The organism is Microbacterium sp. K24 (assembly GCF_004794465.1).
GTDB lineage: Bacteria > Actinomycetota > Actinomycetes > Actinomycetales > Microbacteriaceae > Microbacterium.
In genome coordinates, this window is sequence record NZ_SSDJ01000096.1 from 1 (window position 1) to 20,135 (window position 20,135).

Genomic DNA, 20,135 nt, shown 5'->3' on the forward strand with positions numbered 1-20,135 from the left:
CCGCACTCGCGCGGCACAGCCGCGCTGGCCCTGGGAGGGCGACGAGGACGAGTGACGCCCCGCCGTGACGCGGGAAATCGCGGCGGCACCGCGCGGCGCGCCGTACGCTGGTGTCGTGGAGCGCTCATTGGAGACGCAGGTCGACCAGGCCGTCGAGGCCTGGTTGCGCTGGGTGCCGCGCTGGGAGCCGGCGACTCATCGCGGTCGCGTCGCGCCGTGCCGTCGGTGCCTCGGATCGCCGATCCTGTCCGCGGCCGGCATCGGCGCCAATGCGCCGCACGGCGTGCAGCACGGACTCTCGACGCGGATGAAGACGATCGTCGACCACGCGGTCGCCGACTACACGGCGCGGAACCTCCCCATGCTGCAGCGCGAGCTGGACGATCAGGCCGCCCGGAACCGTGCGCGCAGCTACCGGCCGGCAGAAGACCTCGATCCCGAGTTCGACGGTCTGCCGCTCGACCCCGAGCCCGTGCCGGGCGCCCCGTTCCTCTTCACGATCGCCGGGCTCGCCGACGACGCCACCGACGAGCTCCCTCCGCTGCCTCCGCTGACCGAGGAGGCGAAGGTCGCGCTCCGTCAGGAGGTCGCTCTCGCCGACGAGTACGCCAACATGGTCGGGCGCGAGATCTGCGGCATCCTGCTCCGGCACCGCCTGCACATCCAGGCCGCCATCTCGCAGCATGTCGAGCCGCAGATCGAGGCACTGCTCGCGGAACTCACGCAGTCTCTGGACTCTCCGTTCGATCCGGATGCCGCATAGTCCCGCAGCATCCTGATGTATCGGCATACAGCGCTCAGATCCATTGCTTTGCGGCACCGCGCGAACCTAGCCTGACCGGGATTCCTGCCCCCCGCGCAGGAACGGATGCGCAGCAGCGTCGAGGGCGGCGCTGCTCCGACGAAAGGATCGACCGTGATCGAATTCCCTCCCTTCGATGACCCGTGGTGGCTGACCCCCGACGCAGCGCTGATCTGGGACCTCTTCGGCCCCAACGCCTGATCTCCGTCAGCTCCCGACGGACCCGAAAGCCCCGCAGCACGCTGCGGGGCTTTCTTGTGCGCTCATTTGACCGGTTCGTTACGCGGCATTACACTTGATCAGGTGTGTGCACGTCTTGACGTGCGCGCTGGGCGTCGGCACCTTGCCGGTCCGCCTCCACGGCATACCCACCACACCACAAAGCCCGCCGATTCCGGCGTGCCGGTGGGTCATGATGTGAAACCCATCACGCTGTCACCGTGCAGCACTATGAGGAGAGAACGTGCCAACCATTCAGCAGTTGGTTCGCAAGGGTCGCTCGCCCAAGGTCACCAAGACCAAGGCGCCCGCCCTGAAGTCGAACCCGCAGCAGGCCGGGGTCTGCACCCGCGTCTACACCACCACCCCGAAGAAGCCGAACTCGGCGATGCGCAAGGTCGCTCGTGTGAAGCTCCGCAACGGCACCGAGGTCACCGCGTACATCCCCGGTGAGGGCCACAACCTCCAGGAGCACTCCCTGGTGCTCGTCCGCGGTGGTCGTGTCAAGGACCTCCCCGGTGTGCGTTACAAGATCGTCCGTGGCGCCCTGGACACCCAGGCAGTCAAGAACCGTAAGCAGGCTCGTTCCCGCTACGGCGCGAAGAAGGGTTGAGTTAGATGCCTCGTAAGGGTCCCGCCCCCAAGCGCCCCGTCGTCAACGACCCGGTATACGGCGCTCCGATCGTCACCTCGCTGGTGAACAAGATCCTCGTCGACGGCAAGAAGTCGCTCGCCGAGTCCATCGTCTACGGCGCCCTCCGCGGCGTCGAGGCGAAGAACGGCGGCCAGGACGCCGTCGCCACCCTCAAGAAGGCGCTCGACAACGTGCGCCCGACCCTCGAGGTCCGCAGCCGCCGCGTCGGTGGCTCGACCTACCAGGTTCCGGTCGAGGTCAAGCCGCACCGCGCGAACACCCTCGCGCTGCGCTGGCTCGTCAGCTACGCGAAGGGTCGTCGTGAGAAGACGATGACCGAGCGTCTGCAGAACGAGATCCTGGACGCGTCGAACGGCCTGGGTGCCGCGGTCAAGCGCCGCGAAGACACGCACAAGATGGCCGAGTCGAACCGCGCGTTCGCTCACTACCGCTGGTAAACACTTCGCCCGCTCCCGGTCACACGCCGGGAGCGGGCACCCCCTCCGCGCAGTACCACTGCACGAAAAGATAAGGACACTCCTGTGGCACAAGACGTGCTCACCGACCTGAGCAAGGTCCGCAACATCGGCATCATGGCGCACATCGATGCCGGCAAGACGACGACGACCGAGCGCATCCTGTTCTACACGGGCGTCAACCACAAGCTCGGCGAGACGCACGATGGCGCCTCGACCACCGACTGGATGGAGCAGGAGAAGGAGCGCGGCATCACGATCACGTCTGCCGCCGTGACCTGCTACTGGAACAAGAACCAGATCAACATCATCGACACCCCCGGTCACGTGGACTTCACGGTCGAGGTGGAGCGCTCGCTCCGCGTCCTCGACGGTGCCGTCGCCGTCTTCGACGGCAAGGAGGGCGTCGAGCCCCAGTCCGAGACCGTGTGGCGTCAGGCCGACAAGTACAACGTCCCGCGCATCTGCTTCGTCAACAAGATGGACAAGCTCGGCGCCGACTTCTACTTCACGGTCGACACGATCATCAACCGCCTCGGCGCGAAGCCGCTGGTCATCCAGCTGCCCATCGGCGCGGAGAACGACTTCATCGGCGTCGTCGACCTGGTCGAGATGCGCGCACTGGTGTGGGCGGGTGACTCCAAGGGTGACGTCACCATGGGCGCCTCCTACGAGATCCAGGAGATCCCGGCCGACCTCAAGGAGAAGGCCGACGAGTACCGTCAGCAGCTCCTCGAGACCGTCGCCGAGACCGACGACGCGCTGCTCGAGAAGTTCTTCGGCGGCGAAGAGCTGACCGTCGCCGAGATCAAGGGCGCGATCCGCATGCTCACCGTGGCTTCCGAGATCTACCCGGTCCTCTGCGGCTCGGCCTTCAAGAACCGCGGCGTGCAGCCGATGCTCGATGCGGTCGTCGACTACCTGCCGAACCCGCTCGACGTGGGCTCGATCGAGGCGCACGACCCGAAGGACTACGACACGATCATCGAGCGTCACCCCGACGCCAACGACCCGTTCGCGGCGCTGGCGTTCAAGGTCGCGGTGCACCCGTTCTTCGGTCGCCTCACCTACGTGCGCGTCTACTCGGGTCACCTCGACTCCGGTTCCGCGGTCGTGAACTCGACCAAGGGCAAGAAGGAGCGCATCGGCAAGATCTTCCAGATGCACGCCAACAAGGAGATCCCCGTCGCCTCGGTGACCGCCGGAAACATCTACGCGGTCATCGGTCTGAAGGACACCACCACCGGTGACACCCTGACCGACCCGACCTCGCCGGTCGTCCTCGAGTCGATGACGTTCCCCGAGCCCGTCATCGAGGTCGCGATCGAGCCGAAGACCAAGGCCGACCAGGAGAAGCTGGGTGTCGCCATCCAGAAGCTCGCTGAGGAGGACCCGACCTTCCGCACGGAGCTCAACCCCGAGACCGGTCAGACGACCATCAAGGGCATGGGCGAGCTGCACCTCGACATCCTCGTCGATCGCATGAAGCGCGAGTTCAACGTCGAGGCGAACGTCGGCAAGCCGCAGGTGGCGTACCGCGAGACGATCCGCAAGGCCGTCGAGAAGTACGACTACACCCACAAGAAGCAGACGGGTGGGTCGGGCCAGTTCGCCAAGATCCAGTTCAACATCGAGCCCCTCGATCTGGACGACGAGAAGACCTACGAGTTCGTGAACGCCGTCACCGGTGGTCGCATCCCTCGTGAGTACATCGGATCGATCGACGCCGGTTTCCAGGACGCGATGAACGTCGGAGTCCTCGCGGGCTACCCGATCGTCGGCGTCAAGGCGACCATCGTCGATGGTGCCGCGCACGACGTCGACTCCTCGGAGATGGCGTTCAAGATCGCCGGCTCCATGGGCTTCAAGGAGGCTCTGCGCCGCGCGAACCCCGTGCTGCTCGAGCCGCTGATGGCCGTCGAGGTGCGCACGCCCGAGGAGTACATGGGCGACGTCATCGGCGACCTGAACTCGCGTCGTGGCCAGATCCAGTCGATGGAGGATGCCGCAGGCGTCAAGGTCGTGCGTGCACACGTGCCGCTGTCCGAGATGTTCGGCTACATCGGCGACCTGCGCTCGAAGACCTCGGGTCGCGCCGTCTACTCGATGGAGTTCAACAGCTACGCTGAGGTTCCCCGGAACGTGGCCGACGAGATCGTCCAGAAGCACCAGGGCGGCGAGTAATCATCTTCCTGAGAGCCGGGTTCCGGCCCGGCTCTCAGGTCACCTACAACTTCACATTCCCTCTCTACTAAACTGAGATTCACACCCGTAGAGAACCGGTCGCAAACCAGTGCCCGGCACCCTCTACATGACGTCCTGAGGAGGACCCAGTGGCTAAGGCCAAGTTCGAGCGGACCAAGCCGCACGTCAACATCGGAACCATCGGTCACGTTGACCACGGCAAGACCACGCTCTCCGCAGCGATCTCGAAGGTGCTTGCTGACAAGTTCCCGTCTGACACCAACGTGCAGCGCGACTTCGCTTCCATCGACTCGGCGCCGGAAGAGCGCCAGCGTGGTATCACCATCAACATCTCGCACATCGAGTACGAGACCCCCAAGCGCCACTACGCGCACGTCGACGCCCCCGGCCACGCCGACTACGTCAAGAACATGATCACCGGTGCGGCTCAGATGGACGGCGCGATCCTCGTGGTCGCCGCCACCGACGGCCCGATGGCTCAGACGCGTGAGCACGTCCTGCTCGCCAAGCAGGTCGGCGTGCCGTACCTGCTCGTCGCGCTGAACAAGGCCGACATGGTCGACGACGAGGAGATCCTGGAGCTCGTCGAGCTCGAGGTCTCCGAGCTGCTCGCCTCGCAGGGCTTCGCCGAGGACGCTCCTGTCGTCCGCGTCTCCGCTCTGAAGGCCCTCGAGGGCGACGAGAAGTGGACCCAGTCCATCCTCGACCTCATGGAAGCCGTGGACAACAACGTTCCGGACCCGGTGCGCGACAAGGACAAGCCGTTCCTGATGCCCGTCGAGGACGTCTTCACGATCACCGGTCGTGGAACCGTCGTCACGGGTCGCGCCGAGCGTGGCACGCTGGCCATCAACTCCGAGGTCGAGATCGTCGGACTCCGTCCGACCGTCAAGACCACGGTCACGGGTATCGAGATGTTCCACAAGCAGCTCGACGAGGCCTGGGCCGGCGAGAACTGCGGTCTCCTGCTCCGTGGTACGAAGCGTGAGGACGTCGAGCGCGGTCAGGTCATCGTCAAGCCGGGTTCGGTCACGCCGCACACCGACTTCGCGGGCACCGCGTACATCCTCTCCAAGGACGAGGGTGGGCGTCACAACCCCTTCTACACGAACTACCGCCCGCAGTTCTACTTCCGCACCACCGACGTCACCGGCGTCATCACGCTGCCTGAGGGCACCGAGATGGTCATGCCCGGCGACACCACCGACGTGACGGTCGAGCTGATCCAGCCGATCGCCATGGAGGAGGGCCTCGGCTTCGCCATCCGTGAGGGTGGACGCACCGTCGGCGCCGGTACGGTCACGAAGATCATCAAGTAAGCATCTGCTTCCTCGCAGAGGGGTCGGACCTTCGGGTCCGGCCCCTCTGTCGTTAACGTCCGTCGCAAGGGTTCCCTTTGCCGGGGCGGGGATGCACAATGAGTCTTGCCGATCCCTACCGGTCGGCAGCACACACCTGAGAAGGGGAATCATGGGTATCGAGGACGCCGTCAACAAGGGCAAGGACCTGTACGAGCAGAACAAGGACAAGATCGCCGAGGCCGTCAAGAGCGAACAGGCCGAGGACATCAGCGACAAGGTCCTCGACGGTGTCGCGGACTTCGCCAAGAAGATCGCTCCCGGTGCGGCAGACAAGATCGACGAGATCCGCGACGAGGCCGACAAGGCGGTCGGCAACCAGTAGGTCTCGACCCGTACGTGAGACGGCGGTTCACCCATGGTGAACCGCCGTTTCTCGCGTCCAGCCAGTATTTCGGTGCTCGTGGACTCGCGCAGGAGGCCCTGGACCACGTATGATGTTCGAGACCGCCTGGGGATCTTGCGGTCGGGGTTGCCGAAGGGGTTCGGCTCCCGAAACTCGCGTCACTCGCGAACAAACTGGGGAAAAACGATCTTGGGGATCATCGTACGACGCGCGCACTCTGTGCGCCTGAGCGTCTCCCTGCCTGCGCGGCGGGTCATCATCCGTCGCGCCCTCGATCGAGGATGCCGGCGTCCCTTCACGCCGGCATCCTCGCGTTCGGTGTGCCCCCTCGCACTGAACGTCCTCCCCAAGCGGGGCGAGGCATGGGGATGCCTCGCCCCGCTCTCCTCCTCGATCTGACCCCGTTTCCGACCCGTTCAGAGGTCGGCGGGCGAGGCGCGACACGCCCGGGTTTGCAGAAGTGAAATCGGGCATGGCAGAATAGACAGGTTCGATATTCCGTCGCCGCTGTGCGTGCGAGGGATCACTGCCAGGGCAGTGCATAGACGGCGCCTCCTCCGGGATGGTGCAGGGTTCTAGGCCGCGGGTAGCAGAACAATCCCCGACACCTTCTTCCGAGAGGGTTCGCCGTGCGCGGCGGAGGTCGGCATCCGCATGTCGGAAGACACGCGGCTGACATGAGAACAGTGGTGCAGCAGATCGGCTCGCGAGAGTCGTCCGCGTGCCGAAGGCGCGAACAGCGCCGACGTGCGTCCAATGCCCCTGGGTCACCCGGCCCAGGACGGTAAGACGCCTGAAGAGAGTGAGCAGACAATGGCGGGACAGAAAATCCGCATTCGCCTGAAGTCGTATGACCACGAGGTCATCGACTCATCGGCACGCAAGATCGTCGACACCGTGACCCGTGCGGGCGCGACCGTCGTCGGCCCTGTGCCGCTTCCGACCGAGAAGAACGTCGTGTGCGTCATCCGGTCGCCGCACAAGTACAAGGACAGCCGCGAGCACTTCGAGATGCGCACCCACAAGCGTCTGATCGACATCGTCGACCCGACGCCCAAGGCTGTCGACTCGCTGATGCGTCTCGACCTCCCGGCCGATGTCAACATCGAGATCAAGCTCTGAGGTTCGACATGGCTGACATCAACTCCAAGGTTTCCAAGGGCATGCTGGGCACGAAGCTCGGCATGACCCAGGTCTGGAACGAGAGCGGCAAGCTCGTTCCCGTCACCGTCATCGAGCTCGCCTCGAACGTGGTCACCCAGGTCCGCACGCCCGAGAAGGACGGCTACAACGCCGTGCAGATCGCGTACGGCCAGATCGACCCGCGCAAGGTGAACAAGCCCCTCACGGCTCACTTCGAAGCGGCCGGCGTCACGCCGCGCCGTCACGTCACCGAGATCCGCACCGCGGACGCCGCCGAGTACACGCTCGGTCAGGAACTCACGGTCGACGGCACCTTCGAAGCCGGCCAGCTCGTCGACGTCGTCGGCACGAGCAAGGGCAAGGGCACCGCGGGTGTCATGAAGCGCCACAACTTCAAGGGCGTCTCGGCATCCCACGGTTCGCACCGCAACCACCGCAAGCCCGGCTCCATCGGCGCATCGTCGACCCCGAGCCGCGTCTTCAAGGGCATGCGCATGGCCGGCCGTATGGGTGGCGAGCGCGTGACCGTCCTCAACCTCACGGTGCACGCCGTCGACATCGAGAAGGGTCTGCTGCTCGTCAAGGGCGCCGTCCCCGGTGCTCGTGGCCGCATCGTCTATGTCCGCAACGCAGTGAAGGGTGCCTGAACATGGCTGACTCCACTCTCGCGCTCGACGTCCTCAAGGCAGACGGCAAGAAGGCAGGCTCCATCGAGCTTCCCGCCGCGCTGTTCGACGCCAAGACGAACATCCCGCTCATCCACCAGGTCGTCGTCGCGCAGCTCGCGGCGGCTCGCCAGGGCACGCACTCGACCAAGCGTCGTGGCGAGGTCTCCGGTGCCGGTCGCAAGCCCTTCAAGCAGAAGGGCACGGGTAACGCCCGTCAGGGTTCCATCCGCGCACCGCACATGACCGGTGGTGGCATCGTCCACGGACCGAAGCCGCGCGACTACTCGCAGCGCACCCCCAAGAAGATGATCGCCGCCGCCCTCCGGGGTGCACTCAGCGATCGCTTCCGCGGTGAGCGCATCCACGCCATCGAGTCCTTCGGGATCGACGGCACGCCCTCGACGAAGACCGCGGTGAACTTCCTCACCAACGTCGTCTCGTCGAAGAACGTGCTCGTCGTGATCGAGCGCAACGATGACGTGACGCTGAAGAGCATCCGCAACCTGTCGAACCTGCACGTGCTGACGTTCGACCAGCTCAACGCCTACGACGTGCTCGTCTCCGACGACATCGTCTTCACCCAGGCCGCGCTCGAGGGCTTCATCGCCTCCAAGTCCGGCGCCAACCAGGAGGTCTCCGCATGAGCGAGCAGGCATCTGTTCTCCAGACGGCCCTGAACAAGGACCCGCGCGACGTCATCCTGAAGCCGGTCGTGTCCGAGAAGAGCTACGGGCTCATCGATGAGGGCAAGTACACCTTCCTCGTCGACCCGCGCGCTTCGAAGACCGAGATCAAGCTCGCCATCGAGAAGATCTTCGGCGTCAAGGTCGCTGGGGTCAACACCCTCAACCGCGTCGGCAAGTCTCGCCGCACCCGCTTCGGAACCGGCAAGCGCAAGGACACCAAGCGCGCCATCGTCACCCTGAAGTCGGGCACCATCGACATCTTCACGGCAATCGGCTGATCCGGGGGATAAGGACAATCATGGCTATTCGCAAGTACAAGCCCACGACCCCGGGCCGTCGCGGCTCGTCGGTGGCTGACTTCGCCGAGATCACCCGATCGACGCCGGAGAAGTCGCTGCTGCGCCCGCTCTCGAAGACCGGTGGTCGCAACAACCAGGGCCGCATCACGACCCGTCACATCGGTGGTGGCCACAAGCGCCAGTACCGCGTCATCGACTTCCGTCGCAATGACAAGGACGGCGTCAACGCCCGTGTCGCTCACATCGAGTACGACCCCAACCGCACCGCGCGCATCGCGCTGCTGCACTACTTCGACGGCGAGAAGCGCTACATCCTCGCGCCGGCGAAGCTGAAGCAGGGCGACGTCGTCGAGTCCGGCGCCGGGGCCGACATCAAGCCGGGCAACAACCTCCCGCTGAAGAACATCCCGACGGGTACCGTCATCCACGCGATCGAGCTCCGCCCCGGCGGCGGCGCGAAGATGGCACGTTCGGCGGGCGCATCCGTGCGTCTCGTCGCTAAGGACGGCCCCTACGCTCAGCTGCGTCTGCCCTCGGGTGAGATCCGCAACGTCGACTCGCGCTGCCGCGCGACCATCGGCGAGGTCGGAAACGCCGAGCAGTCGAACATCAACTGGGGCAAGGCCGGCCGCATGCGCTGGAAGGGCGTCCGCCCGACCGTGCGTGGTGTCGCCATGAACCCGGTCGACCACCCGCACGGTGGTGGTGAGGGCAAGACGTCCGGTGGACGTCACCCCGTCACCCCCTGGGGTCAGGCTGAGGGTCGCACCCGTCACGCCAACAAGGAAAGCGACAAGTACATCGTGCGTCGTCGTAACGCCGGCAAGAAGCGCAAGTAGGAGTAAGAGAAGATGCCTCGCAGTCTTAAGAAGGGCCCCTTCGTCGACGATCACCTGCTTCGCAAGGTGGTCGTGCAGAACGAAGCCGGCACCAAGAACGTCATCAAGACCTGGTCTCGCCGGTCCATGATCATCCCGGCCATGCTGGGTCACACGATCGCGGTCCACGACGGACGCAAGCACATCCCTGTGTTCGTGTCCGAGTCCATGGTCGGTCACAAACTGGGCGAGTTCGCGCCCACCCGCACCTTCCGCGGCCACGAGAAGGACGACAAGAAGGGGCGGCGCCGCTAATGGTCGAATCGATCGCACGCGTGCGACACATCCGCGTGACCCCTCAGAAGGCTCGTCGTGTCGTCGCGCTCATCAAGGGCAAGCAGGCTCAGGAGGCTCTCGCCATCCTGAAGTTCGCGCAGCAGAGCGCCAGCGAGCCGATCTACAAGCTTGTCGCGTCGGCCATGGCCAACGCGCAGGTCAAGGCGGATCGCGACGGCGAGTTCCTCGACGAGCAGGACCTGTACGTGGCCAACGCGTACGTGGACGAGGGCACGACGCTCAAGCGTTTCCAGCCCCGTGCACAGGGTCGCGCTTTCCAGATCAAGAAGCGCACGAGCCACATCACGGTCGTGCTCTCGACGCCTGAGGCGGCTCCGGCCGCCGCGGGCGACAGCAAGAAGAAGGCGAGCAAGTAATGGGACAGAAGGTAAACCCGTACGGCTTCCGCCTCGGCATCACGACGGACCACGTCTCGCGCTGGTTCTCTGATTCGACGAAGCCGGGCCAGCGCTACGCCGACTACGTGGCCGAGGACATCAAGATCCGCAACCTGCTGAAGACGCAGCTCGACCGCGCCGGTGTCTCGAACATCGAGATCGAGCGCACCCGTGACCGCGTCCGCGTCGACATCCACACCGCCCGTCCGGGCATCGTGATCGGTCGTCGTGGCGCCGAGGCCGAGCGCATCCGCGGCGACCTCGAGAAGCTCTCGGGCAAGCAGATCCAGCTGAACATCCTCGAGGTCAAGAACCCCGAGGCCGATGCTCAGCTCGTCGCACAGGGCATCGCCGAGCAGCTCTCTGCTCGCGTGGCGTTCCGTCGTGCGATGCGCAAGGGTCTGCAGGGCGCTCAGCGCGCCGGCGCCAAGGGCATCCGCATCCAGGTCTCCGGCCGCCTCGGCGGCGCCGAGATGAGCCGTTCGGAGTTCTACCGCGAGGGTCGTGTGCCGCTGCACACGCTGCGCGCGAACATCGACTACGGCTTCTACGAGGCGAAGACCACCTTCGGCCGCATCGGCGTGAAGGTCTGGATCTACAAGGGTGACCTGACCGCAAAGGAGCTCGCTCGCGAGCAGGCCAATGCACCCAAGGCCCGTCGTGACGACCGTGGTGGCGACCGCCGCCGCGCGCCGCGCAACGAGGCACCTGTCGCAGAAGGAGCGTCGGCATAATGCTCATCCCCCGTAAGGTCAAGTTCCGCAAGCAGCACCACCCGGGTCGTTCGGGTCAGGCCACCGGTGGCACGAAGGTCTCCTTCGGCGACTTCGGCATCCAGGCCCTGACGCCCGCGTATGTGACGAACCGTCAGATCGAGTCCGCTCGTATCGCGATGACCCGTCACATCAAGCGTGGTGGAAAGGTGTGGATCAACATCTATCCCGACCGTCCGCTCACGAAGAAGCCTGCCGAGACCCGCATGGGTTCCGGTAAGGGTTCCCCCGAGTGGTGGGTCGCCAACGTCAAGCCGGGTCGCGTCCTCTTCGAGGTCGCCGGTGTGAGCGAGGAACTCGCTCGCGAGGCACTCACCCGTGCCATTCACAAGCTGCCTCTCAAGGCACGCATCATCAAGCGCGAGGAGGGCGACGCGTAATGGCGATCGGCACCAAGGAGCTCGCTCCGGCAGAGCTCGACACGTTCGAAGACCAGCGCCTCGTTGAGGAGCTGCGCAAGGCCAAGGAGGAGCTGTTCAACCTCCGTTTCCAGTCGGCCACCGGCCAGCTGGAGAGCCACGGCCGCATCCGCGCCGTCAAGCGCGACATCGCGCGTCTCTACACCGTGATCCGCGAACGCGAGCTGGGCATCCGTGCGACGCCTGCTCCGGTCGAGGCTCCGGCCAAGAAGGCGACCAAGTCGAAGGCGAAGAAGGCGGACTCCGCCGACGACGCCGTGAAGGAAGAGGCTGAGTGATGGCCACCAAGAAGGAAGCGACTGTGGAGACGCAGGCCGCAGGGCACGAGTCGGCTGCACACGACGTGCGCGACTCCGCGGCTCGCGGTTACCGCAAGACGCGTCGCGGCTATGTCGTCAGCGACAAGATGGACAAGACCATCGTGGTCGAGGTCGAGGACCGCGTGAAGCACCCGCTTTACGGCAAGGTCATCCGCCGCACCTCGAAGGTCAAGGCGCACGATGAGGCGAACACCGCCGGCATCGGCGACCTGGTCCTCATCAACGAGACCCGCCCGCTGAGCGCCACCAAGCGCTGGCGTCTGGTGGAGATTCTGGAGAAGGCCAAGTGATTCAGCAGGAGTCCCGCCTCAAGGTCGCCGACAACACCGGCGCCAAGGAGCTGCTCACGATTCGCGTGCTCGGTGGCTCGAAGCGTCGTTACGCCGGTCTCGGCGACACGATCGTCGCGACCGTCAAGGACGCGATCCCGGGCGGCAACGTGAAGAAGGGCGACGTCGTCAAGGCGGTCATCGTCCGCACCAAGAAGGAGGTCCGTCGTCCGGACGGCTCCTACATCAAGTTCGACGAGAACGCCGCCGTCATCCTGAAGGCAGACGGGGAGCCTCGCGGCACCCGCATCTTCGGACCGGTCGGTCGTGAGCTTCGCGACAAGAAGTTCATGAAGATCGTCTCGCTCGCGCCGGAGGTTATTTAGTCATGGCGAAGATCAAGAAGGGTGACCTGGTTCAGGTCATCACCGGATCCAAGGACCAGCGCGGAAAGCAGGGCAAGGTCCTCGAGATCCTGTCCGATCGCAACCGCGTCGTCGTGGAAGGCGTGAACTACGTCACCAAGCACACGCGTGTCGGTCAGACGCAGCGTGGCACCAAGACGGGTGGCCTCGAGACTGTCGAGGCTCCCATCCACATCTCGAACGTCGCACTCGTCGACCCTTCGACCAAGAAGCCGACCAAGGTCGGCCACCGGGTCGAGGAGAAGACCAAGGACGGCGTCAAGCGCACCGTCCGCGTGCGCTTCGCGAAGAAGAGCGGTAAGGACCTCTGATGAGCACCGACACTGCCGCGCCGGCTGGCAAGATCCAGCCGCGCCTGAAGCAGAAGTACAACGCCGAGATCAAGAAGGCGCTGCAGGACGAGTTCGGCTACTCGAACGTCATGCAGATCCCCGGACTGGTCAAGGTCGTCGTGAACACCGGTGTCGGCGAGGCAGCTCGCGACAGCAAGGTGATCGACGGCGCGGTCGACGACCTCACCAAGATCACCGGCCAGAAGCCGATCGTCACGAAGGCCCGCAAGTCCATCGCGCAGTTCAAGCTGCGCGAGGGCCAGGCCATCGGCGCGCACGTCACCCTCCGCGGTGACCGCGCGTGGGAGTTCGTGGACCGCCTGGTCTCGCTTGCACTGCCGCGCATCCGCGACTTCCGCGGCCTGTCGCCCAAGCAGTTCGACGGCAACGGCAACTACACCTTCGGTCTCCAGGAGCAGAGCGTGTTCCACGAGATCGATCAGGACAAGATCGACCGGGTTCGCGGTTTCGACATCACCGTCGTCACCACCGCGAAGACGGATGACGAGGGCCGGGCACTGCTCCGCCACCTCGGCTTCCCGTTCCAGTCGACCGACGCACAGGCGTAAGCCTTCGACGGGCTCAGTGGTCACTGGTCACTGGGCCCGTCGATCTGCACGTACAATTGAAGATTGCGTGTCATCGCAGGCCGTCTGTCGTGTAACGGCAGCCGGAACCTCATGAACAAAGGAAAACAACAATGACAATGACAGACCCGGTCGCAGATCTGCTGACCCGTCTGCGTAACGCGAACTCGGCGCACCACGACTCCGTGACCCTGCCGTCGAGCAAGCTCAAGACGCACATCGCCGAGATCCTCCAGCAGGAGGGCTACATCGCCGGCTGGGAGACCTCTGACGCCCGCGTCGGGAAGAACCTCACGCTGTCGCTGAAGTACGGCCCGAACCGCGAGCGCTCGATCGCTGGCATCAAGCGCGTGTCGAAGCCCGGCCTTCGCGTGTACGCGAAGTCGACGGAGCTCCCCAAGGTGCTCGGCGGCCTCGGCGTGGCCATCCTGTCCACTTCCTCCGGTCTTCTCACCGACCGTCAGGCTGAGCAGAAGGGCGTGGGCGGAGAAGTTCTCGCCTACGTGTGGTAATCCCTCATGTCGCGTATTGGACGACTTCCCATCGACGTGCCTGCGGGCGTCACCGTTTCGGTCGACGGCCGTGAGGTCGCGGTGAAGGGCCCCAAGGGTGAACTCACCCTCACGGTGGCCAGCCCCATCGAGGTCGCGGTCGAGGAGAACCAGGTTCTGGTCTCCCGTCCCGACGACGAGCGCGAGTCGCGGTCGCTTCACGGCCTGACCCGCACGCTCATCAGCAACAACATCATCGGCGTGACCCAGGGCTACACCAAGGGTCTCGAGGTCGTCGGAACCGGTTACCGCGTGGCTCAGAAGGGCAGCTCGGTCGAGTTCGCCCTCGGCTTCTCGCACCCGGTCCTGATCGACCCGCCCGCCGGCATCACGCTCACGGTCGAGGGCACCAACAAGCTCACCGTCAGCGGGATCGACAAGCAGGCTGTCGGCGAGGCAGCTGCCAACATCCGCAAGATCCGCAAGCCCGAGCCGTACAAGGGCAAGGGTGTGCGCTACGCCGGCGAGAACGTGCGTCGCAAGGCCGGAAAGAGTGGTAAGTAACCATGGCTCTCAAGTCAAAGTCTGACGCCCGCGCGCGTCGTCACGCCCGCCTTCGCAAGAAGGTCGTCGGCACCGAGGCGCGTCCGCGTCTCGTCGTCAACCGTTCGGCCCGCCACGTCTTCGTGCAGCTCGTCGACGACAGCAAGGGTCACACCGTGGCGTCGGCATCGACGCTCGAGACCGACCTGCGCTCCATCGAGGGTGACAAGACCGCCAAGGCACGCAAGGTCGGCGAGCTCCTCGCCGAGCGCGCGAAGGCCGCAGGCGTTTCCGAGGCAGTGTTCGACCGTGGCGGCAACCGCTACGCCGGTCGTGTCGCCGCCATCGCCGACGGCGCCCGCGAAGGGGGTCTGGCACTGTGAGTGACAACAAGGAGAACGAAGTGACCGAAACGGCTGCTGCCGCTCCCGAGACGGCCCCGGTCGTCTCTGAGACGGCCGCCGGCACGACCCAGGCCGAGCCTGCTCGCGAAGGCCGCCGCGGCGGCGGTCGCGATCGCAACCAGGGTGGCGGCCGCGACCGCAACTCGCGCGACCGCGGAGACAACCAGTTCCTGGAGCGTGTCGTCACGATCAACCGCGTCTCGAAGGTCGTGAAGGGTGGTCGTCGCTTCAGCTTCACCGCCCTCGTGGTCGTCGGTGACGGCAACGGTCTGGTCGGAGTCGGCTATGGGAAGGCCCGTGAGGTCCCCCTGGCGATCTCGAAGGGTGTCGAAGAGGCCAAGCGCAACTTCTTCCGCGTTCCGCGCGTCGCCAGCACCATCCCGCACCCCGTGCAGGGTGAGGCGGCCGCAGGTGTGGTCCTGCTTCGTCCGGCTGCTGCCGGTACCGGTGTCATCGCCGGTGGTCCGGTCCGCGCCGTGCTCGAGTGCGCCGGTATCCACGACGTGCTGTCGAAGTCGCTCGGTTCGTCGAACACGATCAACATCGTGCACGCGACCGTCGCTGCCCTGAAGCAGCTCGAGGAGCCCCGTGCGGTCGCCGCACGTCGTGGCCTCGAGTTCGACCAGGTTGCTCCGGCGCGTCTCGTCCGTGCGGAGGCTGACGCCATCGCCGCACAGAAGGTAGGTGCCTGATGGCTTCGCGCCTCAAGGTCACGCAGGTCAAGTCCAAGGTGAGCGAGAAGCAGAACCAGCGTGACACGCTGCGCAGCCTCGGTCTGAAGCGCATCGGTGACAGCACCGTTCGCCCCGACGACGCGCAGACGCGCGGTTACGTCAAGACCGTCGCCCACCTCGTCAAGGTTGAGGAGATCGACTAATGGCTGAGAAGAACGACGCCGTCGAGGCCGAGAAGGCCCCGAAGAAGGCTGCCGCTCCCAAGGCTGCCGCCGAGAAGAAGACGGCTGAGAAGAAGCCCACCGCGAAGAAGGCGCCGGCCAAGACCGCCGCTGCCGACGCCAAGGCCGACGCTCCCGCCAAGAAGCCTGCCGCCAGCAAGGCTGCGCCGAAGAAGGATGCTCCGGCATCCCGTCCCGGCGTGCTGAAGGTGCACCACCTGCGTCCGGTCCCCGGATCCAACACCGCGAAGACCCGTGTCGGTCGCGGTGAGGGCTCCAAGGGCAAGACCGCCGGTCGCGGCACCAAGGGCACCAAGGCTCGCAACACCGTTCGCGTCGGCTTCGAGGGTGGGCAGATGCCTCTGCACATGCGCACCCCGAAGCTGCGCGGGTTCAAGAACCCGTTCCGCGTCGAGTACCAGGTCGTGAACCTGGAGAAGCTCGCGGAGCTGTACCCGAAGGGCGGCGACGTCACCGTCACCGACCTGGTCGCCAAGGGCGCCGTTCGCAAGAACGAGAAGGTCAAGGTTCTCGGAAACGGCGACATCGCCGTGAAGCTCACCGTCGCGGTCGACAAGGTCTCGGGTTCCGCCGAGCAGAAGATCGTGGCAGCGGGCGGTTCCGTCAAGTAACCACTGCACAAGAGGGGCCGGAGGATTCTCCGGCCCCTCTTGTGGTTACGCAGTGCGGGCCGTGGTCCGCTCTCGCAGTCCGGGGTCGTCGGATGGGTTACCCTGGTCTTTCGGCCGTCCTTCGGGAATCGGCAACTTTTCAGGAGGAACGTTCTTGTTCAGCGCCATCGCGCGGATCTTCCGCACGCCCGACCTGCGTCGGAAGATCGGTTTCACTCTCGCCATCGTCGCGATCTACCGACTCGGTTCCAACGTCCCCGCACCCTTCGTCAACTTCCCGAACGTCGAGGAGTGCCTGGCCGCCAACTCGGGCACCGACGGACTGCTCGGTCTCGTCAACCTCTTCTCCGGCGGTGCGCTCCTGCAGCTGTCGATCTTCGCGCTCGGCGTGATGCCGTACATCACCGCGACGATCATCACCCAGCTCCTCCGCGTGGTCATCCCGCACTTCGAGGCCCTGCACAAGGAGGGTCAGGCCGGTCAGGCTCGACTCACCCAGTACACGCGGTACCTCACCATCGCGCTCGCGCTGCTGCAGTCGACGACCCTCGTCACGGTCGCCCGCAGCGGTCAGCTCTTCGGCACGACCGATCTCGCCGCCTGCCAGCAGCTGCTGACCAACGACGTGTGGTGGGCGCAGCTGCTCATCATCATGGCGATGACGGCCGGCACCGGACTCATCATGTGGTTCGCCGAGCTCGTCACCGAGCGCGGCATCGGCAACGGCATGTCGCTCCTCATCTTCACCTCCATCGCCGCGACCTTCCCCGGCGCCATGGGCCTCATCTGGCAGACCAAGGGCTTCGAGGTGTTCCTCCTGGTCTTGGCGGTGGGCATCATCGTGATGGGCCTCGTCGTCTTCGTCGAGCAATCCCAGCGACGCATCCCGGTGCAGTACGCCAAGCGGATGGTCGGACGCCGCACCTACGGCGGCACGAACACCTACATCCCGATCAAGGTGAACATGGCGGGTGTGATCCCCGTGATCTTCGCCTCGTCGCTGCTGTACATCCCGGCGCTCATCGCGCAGTTCAACACTCCGCAGGACGGCTCCGTGCCGGCGCCATGGGTCACCTGGATCAGCGCGAACTTCACCACGGGCAACCACCCCGTCTACATGGCGGCGTACTTCCTGCTCATCATCGGGTTCACCTACTTCTACGTCGCGATCACCTTCAACCCCGTCGAGGTCGCCGACAACATGAAGAAGTACGGCGGGTTCATCCCGGGCATCCGTGCCGGCCGCCCGACCGCCGAGTACCTCGACTACGTCCTCACCCGCATCACGCTTCCCGGCTCGCTGTACCTCGGCCTGATCGCGCTCATCCCGCTGATCGCCCTGGCCACCGTCGGCGCCAACCAGAACTTCCCGTTCGGCGGGGCCTCGATCCTCATCATCGTCGGCGTCGGCCTCGAGACCGTCAAGCAGATCGATGCTCAGCTGCAGCAGCGCCATTACGAAGGGCTTCTCCGATGACAGCATCCGCTCGTCTCCTCATCGTCGGACCCCAGGGCTCCGGAAAGGGCACGCAGGGCGTGCGCATCGCCGAGTCCTACGGCATCCCGGTCGTGTCGACCGGTGACATCTTCCGCGCGAACATCAAGGAGGGGACGCCTCTCGGCCAGCAGGTCACGGCGATCCTCGACAAGGGCGACCTCGTGTCCGACGAGCTGACGAGTGAGATCGTGCGCGATCGCCTGTCGCAGGAGGATGCCGCGAACGGCTTCCTGCTCGACGGGTACCCGCGCAATGTGGCCCAGGTGGCACACCTCGAGGAGTTCCTCGCGGGTCGCGGGGAGTCGCTCGACGCCGTCATCGTGCTCGATGTCCCTCGTGAGGAGAGCATGTCGCGCCTCGGCCTGCGGGCAGCGGAGCAGGGTCGCTCGGACGACACCGACGAGGCCATCGCCCACCGACTCGACATCTACGAGAAGGAGACGGCGCCGATCGTCGAGGTGTACGGGCCGAAGGGCATCGTCGACCGCATCGACGGCGTCGGCTCGCTGGACGAGATCACCGAGCGCATCTCCGCAGCACTCGCCGCCCGGGGCCTGCGCCTCGCGGCCTCGGCCTGAGGCCTCGCGATGTTCCGCCGGTCGATCTACAAGACCCCGGCCCAGCTTCGATCCATGGTCGAGCCCGGACTCATCACGGCGGCGGCGCTCGACGCCGTGCGTCCGCTGATCACGCCGGGCGTCACCACCCTGGAGCTGGATGCCGCGGCGAACCGCACCATCCTCGATCGTGGGGCGGAGTCGAACTTCCAGCTCGTGCGCGGCTATCACCACACCATCTGCGTGTCGGTGAACGAGCAGGTCGTGCACGGCATCCCGGGGGAGCGCGTGCTGGTGCCCGGCGACATCGTCTCTGTCGACTGCGGCGCCCAGTTCCAAGGGTGGAACGGCGACAGCGCGGTCACGGTCGTCGTGCCGGATCCCGAGCGTCCCGAGCTGGTGGCGCAGCGCGAGGAGCTCTCCCGTGTGACCGAGGGATCGATGTGGGCGGGGATCGCCGCCATGGCCTCCGTGTCGTCGATCGACGAGATCGGCGCCGCCATCCAGGAGTACATCGAGGCGCAGGGGCCCTCCGCGGTGTCGGGCGCGCCGTACGGAATCCTGCGCGAGTATGTCGGGCACGGCATCGGACGCAAGATGCACGAGGCGCCCAGCGTGTTCAACTACCGCACACCTGACCGCGGAGCCGACGTCAAGCCCGGGCTCGTCCTGGCGATCGAGCCGATGGTGACGGCGGGCGGTGAGGCGACCTACGTCGAGGACGACGACTGGACCGTCACGACCGTCGACGGCACAGACGGCTCACATTGGGAACATAGCGTAGCCCTGCATGATGGGGGTATCTGGGTGCTCACCGCGCCCGATGGTGGAAGAGCCGGACTCGCCCCGTTCGGGGTCGAGCCTCGAGAGATCGGAAAGTAATGGCAGCGGCGAAGAGCAACACGAACTGGTTCGCGATCGGCGTCTCCATCGCTGTGGTCGTGGTGCTGGTCGTGCTGGGTGGCCTCGTGGTGTTCCTCAACAACCAGGCGACCTCCCCGGGTGCTACGCCGACGAGCAACGGAACCTTCGATGCCGACGCCGGGTCGATCTCCATCGGCGAAGGCGAAGACACGGTCGCGGTGTTCGTGGACTTCCAGTGCCCTGTGTGCAAGAACTTCGAAGACCAGTACGGAGCGGCGCTCGAGGCAGCTGCGGAGGACGGGCGCATCACCCTCCAGTACCACCCGATCGCGATCCTCGACCGCTACTCGCAGGGAACCGACTACTCGTCGCGCTCGGCCGGTGCGGCCGTGTGCGTCGCCGAGTCCAACCCCGACCTCTACCTCGACTACGCCAAGGTTCTGTTCGAGAACCAGCCGGCCGAGAACTCCTCCGGCCTCACCACCGAGGAGCTCGCCGGGTTCGCCTCCCAGGTCGGTGCGGACGACGCCGTCTCCTGCATCAACGACGAGACGTACCGCAAGTTCGGCGTCGCCCAGGCGAAGGCCAACGAGATCGGGGGAACCCCCACGATCGAGATCAACGGAACCCGGCTCGACCTGCAGAACAACCCGGATGACCTGAAGAAGCTCACCGATCTCATCGGCTGAGCCGGGGAGCACCGGCCAAGTTGCCGGATGCCTCCAGAGGGTCTAATAT

31 protein-coding genes are annotated in these 20,135 nt (G+C 65.6%); all 31 read left to right on the plus strand.

Features of this window, described 5'->3' with window-relative positions:
• The first annotated feature begins 115 nt into the window (after nt 1–115).
• Nucleotides 116–763 carry a spermidine/putrescine ABC transporter substrate-binding protein gene (locus tag DW306_RS08560; RefSeq protein WP_205814125.1) on the plus strand — a complete coding sequence of 216 codons (648 nt, stop codon included), beginning with the start codon at nt 116–118 and terminating at the stop codon, nt 761–763.
• Nucleotides 764–868: 105 nt separating this feature from the next.
• Complete coding sequence (locus DW306_RS21705) at nt 869–1,003, plus strand: hypothetical protein (RefSeq protein ID WP_275092145.1); 135 nt, start codon at nt 869–871, stop codon at nt 1,001–1,003.
• Between the two features lie 262 nt (nt 1,004–1,265).
• Nucleotides 1,266–1,634, plus strand: a complete 369-nt coding sequence (rpsL, locus tag DW306_RS08565) for a 30S ribosomal protein S12 (RefSeq protein WP_017201609.1) — start codon at nt 1,266–1,268, stop codon at nt 1,632–1,634.
• Between the two features lie 5 nt (nt 1,635–1,639).
• Complete coding sequence (gene rpsG / locus DW306_RS08570) at nt 1,640–2,113, plus strand: 30S ribosomal protein S7 (protein WP_116635676.1); 474 nt, start codon at nt 1,640–1,642, stop codon at nt 2,111–2,113.
• 84 nt (nt 2,114–2,197) lie between these two features.
• Entirely contained in the window at nt 2,198–4,315 is a 2,118-nt protein-coding gene (fusA, locus tag DW306_RS08575; RefSeq protein WP_136055195.1) for an elongation factor G, read from the plus strand.
• A gap of 149 nt (nt 4,316–4,464) precedes the next feature.
• Nucleotides 4,465–5,655 carry an elongation factor Tu gene (tuf, locus tag DW306_RS08580; protein ID WP_045253854.1) on the plus strand — a complete coding sequence of 397 codons (1,191 nt, stop codon included), beginning with the start codon at nt 4,465–4,467 and terminating at the stop codon, nt 5,653–5,655.
• A 151-nt stretch (nt 5,656–5,806) separates the two neighbouring features.
• Nucleotides 5,807–6,019 (plus strand): hypothetical protein, encoded by a 213-nt coding sequence (locus DW306_RS08585; protein ID WP_136055196.1) that lies wholly within the window; start codon nt 5,807–5,809, stop codon nt 6,017–6,019.
• Between the two features lie 834 nt (nt 6,020–6,853).
• The gene (rpsJ, locus tag DW306_RS08590) at nt 6,854–7,162 is read left to right on the plus strand and encodes a 30S ribosomal protein S10 (protein WP_030147986.1); all 309 of its coding nucleotides are present in this window, start codon (nt 6,854–6,856) and stop codon (nt 7,160–7,162) included.
• A gap of 8 nt (nt 7,163–7,170) precedes the next feature.
• The gene (gene rplC / locus DW306_RS08595) at nt 7,171–7,830 is read left to right on the plus strand and encodes a 50S ribosomal protein L3 (protein ID WP_136055197.1); all 660 of its coding nucleotides are present in this window, start codon (nt 7,171–7,173) and stop codon (nt 7,828–7,830) included.
• A gap of 2 nt (nt 7,831–7,832) precedes the next feature.
• The gene (gene rplD, locus DW306_RS08600; RefSeq protein ID WP_136055198.1) at nt 7,833–8,495 is read left to right on the plus strand and encodes a 50S ribosomal protein L4; all 663 of its coding nucleotides are present in this window, start codon (nt 7,833–7,835) and stop codon (nt 8,493–8,495) included.
• Nucleotides 8,492–8,815, plus strand: coding sequence for a 50S ribosomal protein L23 (rplW, locus tag DW306_RS08605; protein ID WP_045278752.1), 324 nt, complete (start codon nt 8,492–8,494; stop codon nt 8,813–8,815). The genes rplD and rplW overlap by 4 nt, the downstream gene beginning before the upstream one ends.
• Nucleotides 8,816–8,835: 20 nt before the next feature.
• Nucleotides 8,836–9,675 carry a 50S ribosomal protein L2 gene (rplB, locus tag DW306_RS08610; protein WP_136055199.1) on the plus strand — a complete coding sequence of 280 codons (840 nt, stop codon included), beginning with the start codon at nt 8,836–8,838 and terminating at the stop codon, nt 9,673–9,675.
• A gap of 12 nt (nt 9,676–9,687) precedes the next feature.
• Nucleotides 9,688–9,969 (plus strand): 30S ribosomal protein S19, encoded by a 282-nt coding sequence (rpsS, locus tag DW306_RS08615; RefSeq protein WP_046013408.1) that lies wholly within the window; start codon nt 9,688–9,690, stop codon nt 9,967–9,969.
• Nucleotides 9,969–10,367, plus strand: a complete 399-nt coding sequence (rplV, locus tag DW306_RS08620) for a 50S ribosomal protein L22 (protein WP_116635684.1) — start codon at nt 9,969–9,971, stop codon at nt 10,365–10,367. Before rpsS ends, rplV begins: the two co-directional genes overlap by 1 nt.
• Nucleotides 10,367–11,122, plus strand: a complete 756-nt coding sequence (gene rpsC / locus DW306_RS08625; RefSeq protein ID WP_017201587.1) for a 30S ribosomal protein S3 — start codon at nt 10,367–10,369, stop codon at nt 11,120–11,122. Before rplV ends, rpsC begins: the two co-directional genes overlap by 1 nt.
• Nucleotides 11,122–11,541, plus strand: coding sequence for a 50S ribosomal protein L16 (gene rplP, locus DW306_RS08630; protein ID WP_136055200.1), 420 nt, complete (start codon nt 11,122–11,124; stop codon nt 11,539–11,541). Before rpsC ends, rplP begins: the two co-directional genes overlap by 1 nt.
• Nucleotides 11,541–11,858 (plus strand): 50S ribosomal protein L29, encoded by a 318-nt coding sequence (rpmC, locus tag DW306_RS21710; RefSeq protein ID WP_017829202.1) that lies wholly within the window; start codon nt 11,541–11,543, stop codon nt 11,856–11,858. Before rplP ends, rpmC begins: the two co-directional genes overlap by 1 nt.
• The gene (gene rpsQ, locus DW306_RS08640; protein WP_136055201.1) at nt 11,858–12,190 is read left to right on the plus strand and encodes a 30S ribosomal protein S17; all 333 of its coding nucleotides are present in this window, start codon (nt 11,858–11,860) and stop codon (nt 12,188–12,190) included. The genes rpmC and rpsQ overlap by 1 nt, the downstream gene beginning before the upstream one ends.
• A complete protein-coding gene (rplN, locus tag DW306_RS08645; RefSeq protein WP_136055202.1) occupies nt 12,187–12,555 on the plus strand; it encodes a 50S ribosomal protein L14 in 369 nt (122 codons plus the stop codon). The genes rpsQ and rplN overlap by 4 nt, the downstream gene beginning before the upstream one ends.
• A 2-nt stretch (nt 12,556–12,557) precedes the next feature.
• Entirely contained in the window at nt 12,558–12,905 is a 348-nt protein-coding gene (rplX, locus tag DW306_RS08650; RefSeq protein WP_136055203.1) for a 50S ribosomal protein L24, read from the plus strand.
• Entirely contained in the window at nt 12,905–13,495 is a 591-nt protein-coding gene (gene rplE / locus DW306_RS08655; protein ID WP_136055204.1) for a 50S ribosomal protein L5, read from the plus strand. Before rplX ends, rplE begins: the two co-directional genes overlap by 1 nt.
• 131 nt (nt 13,496–13,626) lie before the next feature.
• A complete protein-coding gene (gene rpsH / locus DW306_RS08660) occupies nt 13,627–14,025 on the plus strand; it encodes a 30S ribosomal protein S8 (protein WP_046013414.1) in 399 nt (132 codons plus the stop codon).
• 6 nt (nt 14,026–14,031) lie between these two features.
• Nucleotides 14,032–14,568, plus strand: a complete 537-nt coding sequence (rplF, locus tag DW306_RS08665) for a 50S ribosomal protein L6 (protein WP_136055205.1) — start codon at nt 14,032–14,034, stop codon at nt 14,566–14,568.
• Nucleotides 14,569–14,570: 2 nt separating this feature from the next.
• Nucleotides 14,571–14,930 carry a 50S ribosomal protein L18 gene (gene rplR / locus DW306_RS08670; protein ID WP_136055206.1) on the plus strand — a complete coding sequence of 120 codons (360 nt, stop codon included), beginning with the start codon at nt 14,571–14,573 and terminating at the stop codon, nt 14,928–14,930.
• 20 nt (nt 14,931–14,950) lie between these two features.
• Nucleotides 14,951–15,643 (plus strand): 30S ribosomal protein S5, encoded by a 693-nt coding sequence (rpsE, locus tag DW306_RS08675; RefSeq protein ID WP_275092146.1) that lies wholly within the window; start codon nt 14,951–14,953, stop codon nt 15,641–15,643.
• Nucleotides 15,643–15,828, plus strand: a complete 186-nt coding sequence (rpmD, locus tag DW306_RS08680; protein ID WP_046013417.1) for a 50S ribosomal protein L30 — start codon at nt 15,643–15,645, stop codon at nt 15,826–15,828. The genes rpsE and rpmD overlap by 1 nt, the downstream gene beginning before the upstream one ends.
• Nucleotides 15,828–16,478, plus strand: coding sequence for a 50S ribosomal protein L15 (gene rplO, locus DW306_RS08685; protein ID WP_136055208.1), 651 nt, complete (start codon nt 15,828–15,830; stop codon nt 16,476–16,478). Before rpmD ends, rplO begins: the two co-directional genes overlap by 1 nt.
• A gap of 154 nt (nt 16,479–16,632) precedes the next feature.
• Nucleotides 16,633–17,955, plus strand: coding sequence for a preprotein translocase subunit SecY (gene secY, locus DW306_RS08690; RefSeq protein ID WP_136055209.1), 1,323 nt, complete (start codon nt 16,633–16,635; stop codon nt 17,953–17,955).
• A complete protein-coding gene (locus tag DW306_RS08695) occupies nt 17,952–18,554 on the plus strand; it encodes an adenylate kinase (RefSeq protein ID WP_136055210.1) in 603 nt (200 codons plus the stop codon). Before secY ends, DW306_RS08695 begins: the two co-directional genes overlap by 4 nt.
• A gap of 9 nt (nt 18,555–18,563) precedes the next feature.
• Entirely contained in the window at nt 18,564–19,415 is an 852-nt protein-coding gene (gene map / locus DW306_RS08700; protein ID WP_136055211.1) for a type I methionyl aminopeptidase, read from the plus strand.
• Nucleotides 19,415–20,086, plus strand: coding sequence for a thioredoxin domain-containing protein (locus DW306_RS08705; RefSeq protein ID WP_136055212.1), 672 nt, complete (start codon nt 19,415–19,417; stop codon nt 20,084–20,086). Before map ends, DW306_RS08705 begins: the two co-directional genes overlap by 1 nt.
• Nucleotides 20,087–20,135: the final 49 nt, after the last annotated feature.

Coding starts and splice junctions, on each gene's coding strand:
- DW306_RS21705 (WP_275092145.1), top strand. CDS start 869: ATGCGCAGCAGCGTCGAGGGCGGCGCTGCTCCGACGAAAGGATCGACC.
- rpsG (WP_116635676.1), top strand. CDS start 1,640: ATGCCTCGTAAGGGTCCCGCCCCCAAGCGCCCCGTCGTCAACGACCCG.
- DW306_RS08585 (WP_136055196.1), top strand. CDS start 5,807: ATGGGTATCGAGGACGCCGTCAACAAGGGCAAGGACCTGTACGAGCAG.
- rpsJ (WP_030147986.1), top strand. CDS start 6,854: ATGGCGGGACAGAAAATCCGCATTCGCCTGAAGTCGTATGACCACGAG.
- rplC (WP_136055197.1), top strand. CDS start 7,171: ATGGCTGACATCAACTCCAAGGTTTCCAAGGGCATGCTGGGCACGAAG.
- rplD (WP_136055198.1), top strand. CDS start 7,833: ATGGCTGACTCCACTCTCGCGCTCGACGTCCTCAAGGCAGACGGCAAG.
- rplW (WP_045278752.1), top strand. CDS start 8,492: ATGAGCGAGCAGGCATCTGTTCTCCAGACGGCCCTGAACAAGGACCCG.
- rplB (WP_136055199.1), top strand. CDS start 8,836: ATGGCTATTCGCAAGTACAAGCCCACGACCCCGGGCCGTCGCGGCTCG.
- rpsS (WP_046013408.1), top strand. CDS start 9,688: ATGCCTCGCAGTCTTAAGAAGGGCCCCTTCGTCGACGATCACCTGCTT.
- rplV (WP_116635684.1), top strand. CDS start 9,969: ATGGTCGAATCGATCGCACGCGTGCGACACATCCGCGTGACCCCTCAG.
- rpsC (WP_017201587.1), top strand. CDS start 10,367: ATGGGACAGAAGGTAAACCCGTACGGCTTCCGCCTCGGCATCACGACG.
- rplP (WP_136055200.1), top strand. CDS start 11,122: ATGCTCATCCCCCGTAAGGTCAAGTTCCGCAAGCAGCACCACCCGGGT.
- rpmC (WP_017829202.1), top strand. CDS start 11,541: ATGGCGATCGGCACCAAGGAGCTCGCTCCGGCAGAGCTCGACACGTTC.
- rpsQ (WP_136055201.1), top strand. CDS start 11,858: ATGGCCACCAAGAAGGAAGCGACTGTGGAGACGCAGGCCGCAGGGCAC.
- rplX (WP_136055203.1), top strand. CDS start 12,558: ATGGCGAAGATCAAGAAGGGTGACCTGGTTCAGGTCATCACCGGATCC.
- rplE (WP_136055204.1), top strand. CDS start 12,905: ATGAGCACCGACACTGCCGCGCCGGCTGGCAAGATCCAGCCGCGCCTG.
- rpsH (WP_046013414.1), top strand. CDS start 13,627: ATGACAATGACAGACCCGGTCGCAGATCTGCTGACCCGTCTGCGTAAC.
- rplF (WP_136055205.1), top strand. CDS start 14,032: ATGTCGCGTATTGGACGACTTCCCATCGACGTGCCTGCGGGCGTCACC.
- rplR (WP_136055206.1), top strand. CDS start 14,571: ATGGCTCTCAAGTCAAAGTCTGACGCCCGCGCGCGTCGTCACGCCCGC.
- rpmD (WP_046013417.1), top strand. CDS start 15,643: ATGGCTTCGCGCCTCAAGGTCACGCAGGTCAAGTCCAAGGTGAGCGAG.
- rplO (WP_136055208.1), top strand. CDS start 15,828: ATGGCTGAGAAGAACGACGCCGTCGAGGCCGAGAAGGCCCCGAAGAAG.
- DW306_RS08695 (WP_136055210.1), top strand. CDS start 17,952: ATGACAGCATCCGCTCGTCTCCTCATCGTCGGACCCCAGGGCTCCGGA.
- map (WP_136055211.1), top strand. CDS start 18,564: ATGTTCCGCCGGTCGATCTACAAGACCCCGGCCCAGCTTCGATCCATG.
- DW306_RS08705 (WP_136055212.1), top strand. CDS start 19,415: ATGGCAGCGGCGAAGAGCAACACGAACTGGTTCGCGATCGGCGTCTCC.